Source organism: Pelistega europaea, assembly GCF_013133775.1.
In the GTDB taxonomy this organism is placed as follows: Bacteria; Pseudomonadota; Gammaproteobacteria; order Burkholderiales; family Burkholderiaceae_B; genus Taylorella; species Taylorella europaea.
In genome coordinates, this window is the sequence record NZ_JABGBO010000004.1 from 220031 (window position 1) to 232496 (window position 12466).

Annotated in this window: 10 protein-coding genes and 1 tRNA gene; 8 read left to right on the plus strand and 3 right to left on the minus strand. The window is 41.7% G+C overall.

The genetic code is table 11. From position 1 onward, the window contains the following. Positions 1 to 131 precede the first annotated feature (131 nt). The gene (xerD, locus tag HKX40_RS05175; RefSeq protein ID WP_171588486.1) at positions 132 to 1022 is read right to left on the minus strand and encodes a site-specific tyrosine recombinase XerD; all 891 of its coding nucleotides are present in this window, start codon (positions 1020 to 1022) and stop codon (positions 132 to 134) included. 451 nt (positions 1023 to 1473) lie between these two features. On the opposite strand from xerD, the gene tsaE reads away from it, so the two are divergent. The 4 genes from tsaE (at position 1474) to miaA (ending at position 6511) form a co-directional block, all read left to right on the plus strand. Continuing rightward, positions 1474 to 2013, plus strand: coding sequence for a tRNA (adenosine(37)-N6)-threonylcarbamoyltransferase complex ATPase subunit type 1 TsaE (gene tsaE, locus HKX40_RS05180; protein WP_171588556.1), 540 nt, complete (start codon positions 1474 to 1476; stop codon positions 2011 to 2013). Further along, entirely contained in the window at positions 1965 to 3317 is a 1353-nt protein-coding gene (locus tag HKX40_RS05185; protein ID WP_171588487.1) for an N-acetylmuramoyl-L-alanine amidase, read from the plus strand. The genes tsaE and HKX40_RS05185 overlap by 49 nt, the downstream gene beginning before the upstream one ends. Before the next feature lie 182 nt (positions 3318 to 3499). Continuing rightward, entirely contained in the window at positions 3500 to 5560 is a 2061-nt protein-coding gene (gene mutL / locus HKX40_RS05190) for a DNA mismatch repair endonuclease MutL (RefSeq protein ID WP_171588488.1), read from the plus strand. Between the two features lie 3 nt (positions 5561 to 5563). Continuing rightward, positions 5564 to 6511 (plus strand): tRNA (adenosine(37)-N6)-dimethylallyltransferase MiaA, encoded by a 948-nt coding sequence (gene miaA / locus HKX40_RS05195; RefSeq protein ID WP_171588489.1) that lies wholly within the window; start codon positions 5564 to 5566, stop codon positions 6509 to 6511. Positions 6512 to 6547: 36 nt separating this feature from the next. On the opposite strand, the gene HKX40_RS05200 is transcribed toward miaA, so the two are convergent. Together HKX40_RS05200 and HKX40_RS05205 are read right to left on the minus strand one after the other, a co-directional pair. Continuing rightward, a tRNA-Ile gene (locus tag HKX40_RS05200) sits at positions 6548 to 6624 on the minus strand. Positions 6625 to 6796: 172 nt separating this feature from the next. Then, positions 6797 to 7561 carry a 5'-methylthioadenosine/adenosylhomocysteine nucleosidase gene (locus HKX40_RS05205; protein WP_171588490.1) on the minus strand — a complete coding sequence of 255 codons (765 nt, stop codon included), beginning with the start codon at positions 7559 to 7561 and terminating at the stop codon, positions 6797 to 6799. A gap of 408 nt (positions 7562 to 7969) precedes the next feature. Here HKX40_RS05205 and HKX40_RS05210 point away from each other — a divergent pair, with 408 nt between their 5' ends. From HKX40_RS05210 to HKX40_RS05225, 4 genes are all read left to right on the plus strand, one after another. Then, positions 7970 to 9328, plus strand: a complete 1359-nt coding sequence (locus tag HKX40_RS05210) for an AMP-binding protein (RefSeq protein WP_171588491.1) — start codon at positions 7970 to 7972, stop codon at positions 9326 to 9328. 36 nt (positions 9329 to 9364) lie between these two features. Continuing rightward, positions 9365 to 9886, plus strand: a complete 522-nt coding sequence (locus HKX40_RS05215) for a gamma carbonic anhydrase family protein (protein ID WP_171588492.1) — start codon at positions 9365 to 9367, stop codon at positions 9884 to 9886. Positions 9887 to 9970: 84 nt separating this feature from the next. Further along, positions 9971 to 10885: an Hsp33 family molecular chaperone HslO gene (hslO, locus tag HKX40_RS05220; RefSeq protein WP_171588493.1), complete on the plus strand. Its 915-nt coding sequence runs from the start codon at positions 9971 to 9973 to the stop codon at positions 10883 to 10885. A 490-nt stretch (positions 10886 to 11375) separates the two neighbouring features. Continuing rightward, positions 11376 to 12440 carry a TadE/TadG family type IV pilus assembly protein gene (locus HKX40_RS05225; RefSeq protein ID WP_171588494.1) on the plus strand — a complete coding sequence of 355 codons (1065 nt, stop codon included), beginning with the start codon at positions 11376 to 11378 and terminating at the stop codon, positions 12438 to 12440. Positions 12441 to 12466: the final 26 nt, after the last annotated feature.

Consider the following 12466-nt stretch of genomic DNA (forward strand, 5'->3'; position numbering starts at 1 on the left):
CTTGCAATCAGCTGATTACCTATTGATGTTTTAGAACATCCTATTTGCTTCCTAGAACCACCATATATTAAATGTAGAACAATCAACTATTAAATGTAGAACAATCTACTCAAAAAAGCAGAGAACATTCCTCAGGCCCTTGGGTGATGTTTTTGATGTAATTGTTTTAATCGTTCCCTCGCCACATGAGTGTAAATCTGCGTGGTCGATATGTCGGCATGACCCAGTAACATCTGTACTACACGTAAATCAGCACCATGATTTAATAGATGCGTTGCAAAAGCATGGCGCAACACATGTGGGGATAAAGGAATTTTGATGCTTGTCATTGTGGCATATTTTTTAATCAACTGCCAAAAGGCCTGTCGTGTCATCGCCTCACCAAACCGCGATAAAAACAAATCGTCGTTGACTTTATGCCCCAACAAAACAGGACGTACACTCTGCATATACTCTCGCAAGTATTGTTCTGCGACCTCCCCAATAGGCACAATACGATCTTTGCCACCTTTACCCATAATGACACGAACCACCCCTTCATCTAAATTGAGATGTAGCGTCTTTAATGAAACCAACTCCGATACACGCAAACCTGTCGCATATAAAGTCTCTAACATCGCCCTATCTCGAATACCTGCTGGAGTGCGTAAATCAGGAGCATTTAATAACTCTTCTACCTGTGTCTCACTCACGGTTTTGGGAAAACGCATACCCTGTTTAGCAGCACTGAGCGACAAAGTAGGATCTTCTAGCCAGAATCCCATACGTAATGCCCATACAGCAAACCGCTTTAATGTTACTAGCCGACGATTGGCCGTACTCGCCTTGGTCTCTGCCCCCATATCAATAAACCATGACTGTGCAACATCAGCATCTATATCTCTTAGGTTTAAATGATGTCGTTGTAAATAATCCACAAGGTTTTTTAAATCCTGACGATAGGCACTTAAAGTATTTTTAGACAAGCCATCTTCTAACCAAAGCGTATCAAGGAAAGAAGCTATCATTTCTTCATTATTCATTGCTAGCAATTCAGTTCAAATGTGTTCTTTTAAACTTAAACTATTTATTGAACCAGTTTTTTAAGTTTAAAAATATGTTTGACACTCTACTCATTCTACTCACCTGCATCCTTATCTTACCTGGTTGATCATTAAAAAACAAATGAAATTTCACTGCAAGATTATTAGTCGACTCAGATAAAAATTATTTTTCTATATTCACCCAACCAGTCATACAATCAGTAATACGAACTCACAAGCTAATAGACAATATCATTAATCTCTATAGAAATGCTCTTGCATTAACAAGAGGAGAATGTCAATATAGACATATCGAAAAAATACATCCATAGTGCTATGACACTCGTCCTATACTCCATTAAAATAAGCAAAACCCTTATAAGCAATATTTGTTTACAATTTTTCCTTTTTAAATTTTCCTATTTTCTTAATACAAAAAACACCTTTTATGATGCAAACAACACCACTTCTCTCCCGTTTCTTTCTTGCTAATGAAGCTGCTACCGAAGCCCTTGCACAAGCCATGGCATCGCCCATATCCTCCGAATTATCAAGTAGTTACGGCCAGAAGCATGGCCTTGCTAGTAGTTATCATTTACATTTGCAAGGAGATTTAGGGGCTGGCAAAACCGCTTTTTGCCGAGCATTTTTACGTGCTTTAGGGGTTACTGGACGAATTAAGAGTCCAACCTATACCTTAGTTGAAACCTATAAAGTTTCTAGATTATACTTATATCACTTTGATTTTTATAGGTTTAACGAATCTACCGAGTGGCAAGAAGCAGGTTTCCGAGAACATTTACTCGAAAATGCAGTTGTTCTGATTGAATGGCCTGAGAAAGCGGATAAATCGCTCCCTCAGCCTGACGTATTGTTGCAGCTTCATTATCACCAAACTGGTAGAATAGCGGAACTTCACGCTTATACAGACAAGGGAATGGCATGGATAGCACAACTCAAGAATCAACAGAATTTAGTCCCCGCCGCATAACACGACGTCAAATACTTGGCTCAGGTATTGCGATGTTGTCACTGCCTGTCGTCTCTAAAGTGGCTTATGCCGCAAGTAGCCAAATTCTGGCTGTGCGTACATGGCCAGCAGATGAGTATACGCGCGTGACATTGGAGTTAAGCTCTCCTATTAAACATGAGCATTTTGTTCTTGATGGCCCAGATCGCCTAGTGGTAGATTTACAGGGGCTTAGCATGAATGCAGCACTTAACTCCCTGATTTCTAAAATCAAACCCAATGACCCCTATATCTCTCGCGTCCGTGTTGCACAAAATCGTGCTGATGTTGTACGCCTTGTAATTGACTTAAAACAAAGTATTGTCCCTCAGGTATTTACGTTAAAACCTGTTGGTAATTACCGCTACCGTTTAGTATTAGACTTGTACCCTAAAGTAGCCAAAGACCCTTTAGTCGCATTGACTAATAGTGCCAACATGGGAGATGACCCTCTCGCTGGTATTATCAATCAGATTAATAATAACCGTGCAACAGTAGAAGCACCACGTGTTCAAGGACAGGTTGCTCCTAAAGTATCTAGTCCAATTGTAGACAACACACCTCGTCCATCTCGTGGCGGTCGTCGTCCTATTCTTATCGCTATCGACCCAGGTCATGGCGGTGAAGATCCTGGAGCCACAGGTCCCCGTGGTACTCATGAAAAAGATGTGGTACTATCTATTGGCAAACAATTACGCGACATCATTAACGCTCAACCTAATATGCGTGCTTATATGACAAGAGATGCTGACTTCTTTGTCCCTTTGCAAGTACGTGTCCAAAAAGCTCGCCGTGTAAAAGCTGATATCTTTGTTTCTATCCATGCAGACGCCTTTACCAACCCTAACTCACGTGGTACTTCTGTATTTGCACTCTCTCGTAAAGGTGCTTCTAGTGCTGCTGCTCGCTGGCTAGCAACTAAAGAAAATGCTGCTGATGCAATTGGTGGTTTAGATATTAGCGTGCATGACCGCACCACTGCTAGCGTATTATTAGACATGTCAACTACTGCACAGATTAATGACTCACTAAAGATTGGTCACCGTGTTTTAGAGGCATTATCTCGCATTAATGGATTACAAAGCCGCCGTGTTGAACAGGCTGGGTTTGCAGTATTGAAAGCCCCTGACATTCCATCCATTCTTATTGAGGTGGCATTTATTTCCAACCCTCAAGAAGAAAGATTCTTACGTGATTATTCTAACCATCGCCTTGTAGCCAATGCTATCGTATCAGGTCTAAATGGCTATTTAGCAACAAATCCTCCTCTTGCTAGCAGAGGCTAAACTACACCACAGTTTATTAAATATTCTTAATGTAAAGCTCACTAGGAATAGACGCAATTTCAATGCTATTGGGGCAATGTATCTGGCTTACGAGTCATTAACAAGCATCCACTCAATTGGAGAGTATAACGAAAATGTTATACTCTTCTTTGTTTATTCTTTAGTGATAGTCCATTTCAACTATGTCTGAACGCCGCCATATTCACCTTTTACCCGATCAGCTTATTAGTCAAATTGCCGCTGGAGAGGTCATTGAACGACCATCATCGGTACTCAAAGAACTGGTTGAAAATGCCATTGATGCAGGGGCAACACAAATTGAGCTACGTCTTGATGGGGGTGGCATACGTCGCTTATGTGTAATTGATAATGGATCTGGCATCCCCAAAGATGAATTGGCTCTTGCCCTAACACGGCATGCTACAAGCAAAGTGCGTTCATTAGCAGAATTAGAATCTGTACGCTCTATGGGTTTTCGTGGTGAAGCATTAGCCTCTATTGCTTCAGTAGCAAGACTAACCCTAAGCTCACGTACAGAAGGACAGAAGCATGCTTGGTCTATTGATGGTCGTCATGGGGTTATTGAACCCTCTTCAGGCTTGCAAGGCACAACAGTCGATGTTCGTCAATTATTTGACGAAATTCCTGCTCGTCGTAAATTTCTTAAAACAGAGCAAACAGAGTTTTCTCACTGTGTAGATGCCATTGAGCGTATTGCCCTCGCCTACCCAAGCATCAGTTTTCGAGTTTTTCACAATGATAAACCCTACAAACATTGGCCCGTCAATGATGCACTAGGTCGTATTCAAGATGTACTCGGTGCAGAGTTTGTAGACGCAGGTCTTACTGTTGATAGCAGTACCGCCGTCAGCCATATACATGGACTGATAATTCAGCCAAGTGCAGCACGGGCTAAGGCAGATAAACAATATCTTTTTGTAAATGGACGTTTTGTGCGTGACCGCACTATCTCGCATGCAATTCGTAGCGCCTATGCCGATGTTCTACATGGTGATAGGCAACCTGCCTATGTATTATTCCTCTCTATTGACCCCGCTCTGGTAGATGTCAATGTGCATCCTGCAAAAAGCGAGGTACGTTTTCGTGATAGTGGGGCTCTATATCGCTTTATTCAACAAAGTGTCTCACAAGCACTGGCTAAACTAGGTGGTCAAGGTGCAGCACATCAGAAAAATAGTGAAGATAACCATACCTCTTCTTTTGCTTCACCATATACTACTCTCACCATGCCTGAAGGGATGTCTACTCCAACATCAGGCACTCTAAATCCATCCACCCACTCGGAATTATCAGGACTCACACAAGGTCATGATTTCTCTAAAGGGATGGGAACACCAGAGACTTCACCTTATAACACATTACCTAGCACGACTAGTCCTACTGGCAATCGTGCTAACCCTGCTATCGGGGCAAAACCTAATACAAACTACCGCCCTCAACAAGGCAGTTTAAATATCAACCATATGGATGCATGGAAAACAGCTTATGCTCCATTAACAAGCTCACCCTCTAATGAGACGACACCCATCGTCATAGGAAGCTCATTTGGTGGTGCTTTGGGTGACTATACCAACACCTATCAGACGAACACATTTTCAATAGATACTGATGTCAGCACGACATCAAATCAAACTCAAGATTTTCCTCTTGGTATGGCTATTGGTCAACTCCATGGAATTTATATTCTTGCCCAGAATAAAGAAGGACTTGTCCTTATTGATATGCATGCTGCCCACGAACGTGTCACCTACGAGAGACTTAAACAACTCTTTGACCAAAAAGCAGTATCAGTACAAGAACTACTGGTGCCAATTGTTTTTCATACTTCCGAAACACAAGTTGCCCTATTAGAAGAATACGCACAGACATTAACGGATTTAGGATTAGCATTAAGCCCTGCAGGCCCAAATTCTATCGCAGTACGTGCTGTTCCTAGCTTACTAGCTAAAGGCGATATTGAAACCATGGTCCGGCGTATTTTGCATGATTTAGAAAAGGTAGGGATTTCCAACCTCATCACTGAACAACGCAATGAGTTACTAGCAACCATGGCATGCCATGGTTCAGTACGTGCCAACCGTTTATTGAGCCTAACGGAGATGAACAATTTACTCCGTCAAATGGAGCAGACTGAACGAGCCAACCAGTGTAATCATGGACGTCCAACATGGTTTACCTGGTCACTGGCAGATTTAGATAAACTCTTTATGCGGGGGCAATAAAGCATGACGCCGAAAACAACTCCCATCATATGCATTGCAGGGCCTACCGCCTCAGGAAAGTCCGCTTCCGTGCTAACACTAGCTGAGCATCTCCCCATCGAAATTATCAATGTCGATTCTGCTACTATCTATCGCAGTATGAATATTGGCACGGCAAAACCCAGCAAAGAGGAACAAGCCCTTGTACCCCAGCACCTACTAGACATCAAAGACCCAAGCGAAAGCTATAGTGCTGCTGATTTTTATCAAGATACTATACGCCTCATCAGTGAAATACAATCTCGTCAACATATCCCTATCCTAGCAGGGGGTACAATGATGTACTACAAAACACTACGTGAAGGCTTACATGATTTACCAGCAGCTAATGAAATATTGCGAGCAGAATTAGAAACAGAAGCTGCCAAGATAGGTTGGCCTGCAATGCATGAAAAACTACGCACTTTAGATGCTATCACTGCTGATAGACTTGCACCCAACGATAGCCAACGCATCCAACGTGCATTAGAAGTCATCATCTTGACTGGAAAACCGCTTTCTAGCCTATTTGCAGAACAAAAAACAAGCAATAGTCCCTACCGATTTATCACAATTAGCCTAGAAACAGAAGATAGAGCTAAATTACATGCTCGCATTGCAGAACGATTTATGCAGATGATGGCAAAAGGTTTTCTGGAAGAAGTTCACTCACTTTACCAACGCGGTGACCTACATGAAAACCTCCCCTCTATTCGTTGTGTAGGTTACCGACAACTATGGAAACATATCGCAGGAGAAATAGATTTAGAGACAGCTATTGAGCAAGGCATTGCAGCCACTCGCCAGCTTGCCAAACGACAAATCACTTGGCTACGCAGCCAACCCGAGCGACTTAAAATTGATTGCTTTAGCAAAGATGTTCCTAGTCAAGTACTAGATATTGTCAAGAAGTACAAAAATCAAATGGGTTAGACAAATTAGCCTAACCCATTTTTTAAAACAAAATCTTGGTCCCCCCAACTGGACTTGAACCAGTGACCAAAGGATTATGAGTCCTCTGCTCTAACCAACTGAGCTATAGGGGGAAAGTCTGCCATTATACTATGATTTTTTATTATTTTGCAAAAAATTTATAATCACTTTTGTATTCTTAAGTACAAAATTTAAGTATCCGCCCTTGTTACCTAATGAGTCATAAACGATAACTTTCTCCGACAAGAAAAATGCATATTCACTCATTAGAGAGAATCAATGTGTTTAACTCAATAAGAAGTTTAGCAATATCCCTGAAGAGACAACAGGAGCTACTTCATTCAAAAAACGGGTAAAATCGTAGCCAGCGCTATTATTGGCCTTATCTGATATTACTCGCAGCACTGCGAAAGGAGTTCCATATTCATAACACACTTGTGCCACAGCAGCTCCCTCCATCTCTGTACACAACGCATCTGGAAAGTTATTCCGCAACTCCAAAACAGCTTCTGCACTACCGATAAATTGGTCTCCACTGAGTATTAATCCTTGGTGAATTTTCATATTAGTAAGCCCAAATAAGTCAATGTTCTCTTTGGGTAACATCCTTTGTAAACTGTATTGCCCTTCTCCTTGCAAGAACTGTGTTGTCCCTACAATAAGAGCAGCATTTAGTTCACTATCCGATACAAAATATTGTTTACCTAACAAAGGAATTTCATAGCGAGGGAAAAGGGGTTCTGCATTCATATCATGCTGACAAAACGAGGTCCCTATCACAATGTCTCCGACATTAACTTCTGCACTTACTCCACCAGCCAATCCAGTGAATATAATACGGTCAACCCCAAATTTTTGTATTAGGGTCACACATGTAGCACTAGCTGCTACTTTCCCTACTCTAGCTAGTACAAGAACACAGCTTTGCCCACCGATTTTTCCTTGATAAAAAGTCCTCATCCCTACAGTATGGGTTTGCATCTGCCCTTTCATCAACTTTAATAAATCAGCTATCTCTTGTGGTAAGGCTGCAATAATTCCTAATGTCATAACTCACCAAAATCAAATACTAACACTATACCACTTACTATCTTAATTGATGTCATAAATTCTGTCGTTTTCCATTATTTCCATAACTCCCCTAGCTTTCCTTAACACTCCTTATGCATCCTAGACTTCCATGCTCCCCATAACTCCCCTAGCTTTCCTTAACATTCCTCATACACCCTAGAACTTCCATGCCCCCATACCCTCTCTTGATAAAGAATCGGTTTAAACCTCTTCCTAGCACAATAACTACTCCGTAATACCTCATATAAAGGGTCATTAAGTAGTTTAACTGCTGTCTATTGCATGCAAAATTCAAAATGGACTGAATTGCTTGCTCAAAAAACTAGCATTTATTCAATAGAGAAACTATAATAACGGGGTAAAAGAATTCAGCATTTTCAAGTCATTATGTCGCCTAAGAACACTAATCAATATACATTCCTGTACGATACTTTTGAATGGTTCGTCCCGAATAACTTTAATATTGCTAATGCATGCTGTCATCGGTGGGCTCAAAGTCCTCATGAAGCAAGGCAAGCGGCGATTTACTTTGAGGATCAAGTCGGACAGCTCACTAGCCTTTCATATGGACAACTCTCTGAAAAGGTTAATAAACTTGCAAACGGCTTTATTCGCATGGGGATACACCCACAAGACCGTATTGCCATTGCCCTCCAGCACTCTGCAGAGACTGCTATTACCATTCTAGCGGCAATTACTGTTGGAGCTGTCGCAGTACCTCTTAAGGCTGGGTTTACTAGTCCTGAGTATGATAAGCGCCTTGTTGATATTGCGCCTCGCATTGTAATTGTAGACAAGTATACTATTGCCCCAGTAACCCATGCGATTGATCATAATCCAGCTTTACGTCAGAGTTTAAAACAACTTATTGGTATTCATACAGAAGACGAGCGAGTTATTCCTTGGCGTACCTTGCTTGCTCGCCAACCCAGTGAGTTTAGCGTTATTCCAGCAAGTCCTGATGCACCAGCGATTATGTTCTATGATGATTCCTCTGACTCTTTACGTGCTACTGTGGTTACCCATAAGGCATTGATTGGAACTCTTCCTGGCTTTGTATCTTCTCAAAATTGGTTTCCTAAAAAATCCGATATCTTCTATACAACCTATGACTGGAGTACTCAGTTAGGTTTACTCGGTGGCTTATTACCTACACTTTATTTTGGGCGTACGATGGTCGGTTGCCCTAGTGGACGCACTATCCCACGCTTGTTTACCTTGCTTGAACATTATCCTGTCAGCAACATCCTCGCCTCTGGCAAGGAGCTACAACGCATTCGTGACTATCAAGAACCGTTAGATTCTTTTGAGTTAGAAGTGCGTTGCATTACCTGCCCTGATGAAGACAATTCCCCTGAGCTAGCCACTTGGGTACAAGAACGTTTCGGCTTTGCTCTTAATAGCGTCTGCTTACCTTTTGGATTCTCTTATGTTGTTGGTGAATCAGCAGAGAAATGGGAAAGTAAGTTAGGCAGTATGGGGCGGGCTATTCCAGGGCATAAAGTAACCATCCTTGATGAGCAAGGTCAGCCTGTGCCTACTGGTAAAGTGGGTTTCTTATGTGTTAACCGTGAAAACCACCCTGAAGACTTTGATCCATCTATCGCTTTACAATTTTGGGCACAAGGACACCTACATGAGGTTGCACCTTTGGCACAAAATTGGTATAACACTGGTATTAGAGCCTCACAAGATAGCGATGGCTATTTTTGGCGAGATAATACAATCACATTCCCTACGGCATAACGAGTGATAGCCATAGGGAGCAGCGAGGAGCAATCTATGGCTATTTATCAAATCGGTAATCTCACCCCTTCCATTGACCCTAGTGCCTATATCTTTGACAACGCTGTTGTTATCGGCGATGTTACGCTCAAGGCTAATGTGAGTATCTGGGCCAATGTCTCTATTCGTGCAGATAATGATAGCATTGTCATCGATGAAAATAGTAATATTCAAGAAGGCAGTGTATTACATATTGATGTTGGTACCCCTATGTATATTGGTAAAAACGTCACTGTAGGGCATCAAGCCATGCTACATGGCTGTACCATTGGCGATGGTAGCCTTATCGGTATGCAAGCTATCATATTAAATAATGCTGTTATTGGCAAAAACTGTATTATTGGTGCTGGAGCTATTGTTCCAGAGGGGAAAGTCATTCCTGATAACTCTTTGGTCATCGGGGTAGCAAAAATTGTACGCACTTTGACTGATGAAGATTTGCATCGGGTTCACGAGGGTACGGCACATTATGTAGAACAAGGCAAGTTTTACCAACAGCAATTAAAGAGGATTGCTTAATAGTTTAGAGACTATTACCCTCTTGTTTTCTACATTTTCACCTCCATTTACAGAGGCATTGAATTATTCTTTGCCTCAATTCTCATGAAAGATTCTCTTAAAAAATATCTCTTTGAAGACCGCAGTGTACGTATCCAGACGGTCAATCTCACCCAAACCTGGCATGAGATGCTTACCCACCAGACCTATCATCCTGTCCTTCGCAACCTACTTGGAGAACTAAGTGCAGCGGCAGTGCTACTTGCCTCCAATATTAAATTTGAGGGTTCTTTGGTACTACAACTCCAAGGGGACGGTCCGATTGCTCTTATTGTGGTAGAGTGCAATCAGCATTTACAAGTCAGGGCTACAATTAAAACTCGTCAGGAATTTGTTGTCAAAGATACTGATACCTTACAGACCCTACTTAATGCCAATGGACAAGGACGCTTTGTGGTAATACTCGACCCAGCCAACCGCCCCAAAGGACAACAAGCCTACCAGGGTATCGTACCACTTGTGGGCAATTCTGTTGGAGAAGCCTTGGCTTCCTATATGCAACATTCTGAGCAGCTGGATACTCAGTTATATCTCGCTGCGGATGAACATAAAGCAACAGGACTTTTATTGCAACGTCTCCCCTATAGCGGAGGTCAAGAAGTTGATAGTGAAGTGGCTCATCAAGCCTGGGAGCGTGCCTTACATCTTGGCCGTACCATTAAGCCAAGCGAACAACTTCAAGTTGACGAGGACACCTTGATTCATCGTTTATTCTGGGAAGAAAATCTTATCGCTTATGAACCTCAATCAGTTTCCTGGTTCTGTAGTTGCTCTCGTGAGCGTGTTGCAGATATGCTTAAAATGTTAGGCTCTTCTGAGGTTGAAAGCATTCTTTCCGAACGTCCTAACATCACAGTTAATTGTGATTTCTGCGGAAAACCTTATGTTTTTGATGCTATTGATTGTGCTGGACTTTTCGTTGCTACAGGCAATGAAAAAGCAGACAAACAGTTGCACTAATTAATTCATTGCAGATGTTACTTGCTAGCCTTTGAGGGATTCCCTCTTAACCCATGAAGAAGCCATAATCACTGAAGAGCATAATTTTCCCAAAAACTATACACCAGCTTTATCCTCCTATAAAAAAGTTGGTGTATTTTTATACATTTCAAAAATACAAATAATATCAAAGAGTTAAATCTTTATTTAACAAAGCAGGTGTAACATACACCAACTTTCTCCTCCTATAATAAAGTCGGTGTATTTTTATATATTTCCAAAATCCAAATAATATCAAAGAGTTAAATCTTTACTTAACAAAATATACGTAATCTTCCTATTTTATTTTTGTCTAAATCTTGGCACACTGTTCTTCCTTAAAGAAAAAAGTGCGTTTTATATTGGATTTATTCTCCACTTATTCCATTTCTTGTTTTCATACAAGGCAGACATCTGGAACCCATAACTAATGAATAAAGATTTCATCTCTCCGCTTGCTCATAACATAGGAATGAGTAGTGTTGGTTTTATTATCAGTGCCGTACCCATATTACTCCTAGGCTTGGGAGGTATTGAAATGACCCAATGGTATCAGACACGTCATTTGGTCAATGTTGCCCTGGTAGAAGCTGCCCGTCAAGCCTCAGTTACACATGCTCATCCTTTGCAAATAGCTACAGCCTTTGAGCAGGCATTACTTCCCTTATTTACTGCTGCATCCTCTCGCACTTCTAATACATCATCCTTTGACGATTTATCAGGTCACCCCCACTCTCACTCTTCATCAATGGCCCTCTCTCGCCAGCAGAAGTATTTCCTACAGGTTTTACAACAAACCCAAGTTCCTGCATGGCGTATTGTTGTTGATAATCCCAAGCACTCTCATTTTGTGGATTTTCACAGGGATGATTTGGACATTGCACACCAAACAGGTTTATTAGCTATTGATAACAATTACCAATATGAGCAGCATCAGCGTAAAGGCACTGGATTGCTATCGCTGGAATCCATTTATGAGGCGAATACCCTATCGATGAAAATCACTTATGCCTATGAACCCATGCTCCCTGGGGTTAAAACCCTATTTCGAGCCTTGCAGCATTTTGCCCATGATGATTATGCCAAACAATTATTTGCACAGGGATTCTTACCTATTACCCAACGTCTGTCCATCTCTATGCAATCCCATCCTGTAGAGTGGCCTAGTCTAGGGGATGGTAGAGTGGTGATGCAGTGGAATTCCTCCCCAGTTAGCATGCACACAAATACGTCTTCTATGGCATCTTCCCTCTCTGCCTGCTCTCGTGGTATCTGGTGTAGGGATAACATCCAACCTAAAATAACCCTCTCCCCCTTTAAATCCTCCCCTGATTCTAGGCTATCAACTTTTGCAACAGCATCTACCCCTGATACAGCATTTACATCACCTCTGCCACCATCTGCACAACATTCATCCGCAGAGCCACTAAGTAATCATAGTGATAATTCAGCAAATATCGTGACAGAAATACATCCATCCACTAAAGATGAACAAAACCCTCTTTGTGGTATTAGTTTATGCTGTAAGGGAAGCTAACCATCAGCATATAGCCTAGCCATATC

What these genes read in the sequence shown, in the direction of transcription:
- xerD (WP_171588486.1), bottom strand. Translation starts at nt 1,022, where the DNA reads ATGAATAATGAAGAAATGATAGCTTCTTTCCTTGATACGCTTTGGTTA.
- tsaE (WP_171588556.1), top strand. Translation starts at nt 1,474, where the DNA reads ATGCAAACAACACCACTTCTCTCCCGTTTCTTTCTTGCTAATGAAGCT.
- HKX40_RS05185 (WP_171588487.1), top strand. Translation starts at nt 1,965, where the DNA reads ATGGATAGCACAACTCAAGAATCAACAGAATTTAGTCCCCGCCGCATA.
- mutL (WP_171588488.1), top strand. Translation starts at nt 3,500, where the DNA reads ATGTCTGAACGCCGCCATATTCACCTTTTACCCGATCAGCTTATTAGT.
- miaA (WP_171588489.1), top strand. Translation starts at nt 5,564, where the DNA reads ATGACGCCGAAAACAACTCCCATCATATGCATTGCAGGGCCTACCGCC.
- HKX40_RS05205 (WP_171588490.1), bottom strand. Translation starts at nt 7,561, where the DNA reads ATGACATTAGGAATTATTGCAGCCTTACCACAAGAGATAGCTGATTTA.
- HKX40_RS05210 (WP_171588491.1), top strand. Translation starts at nt 7,970, where the DNA reads ATGTCGCCTAAGAACACTAATCAATATACATTCCTGTACGATACTTTT.
- HKX40_RS05215 (WP_171588492.1), top strand. Translation starts at nt 9,365, where the DNA reads ATGGCTATTTATCAAATCGGTAATCTCACCCCTTCCATTGACCCTAGT.
- hslO (WP_171588493.1), top strand. Translation starts at nt 9,971, where the DNA reads ATGAAAGATTCTCTTAAAAAATATCTCTTTGAAGACCGCAGTGTACGT.
- HKX40_RS05225 (WP_171588494.1), top strand. Translation starts at nt 11,376, where the DNA reads ATGAGTAGTGTTGGTTTTATTATCAGTGCCGTACCCATATTACTCCTA.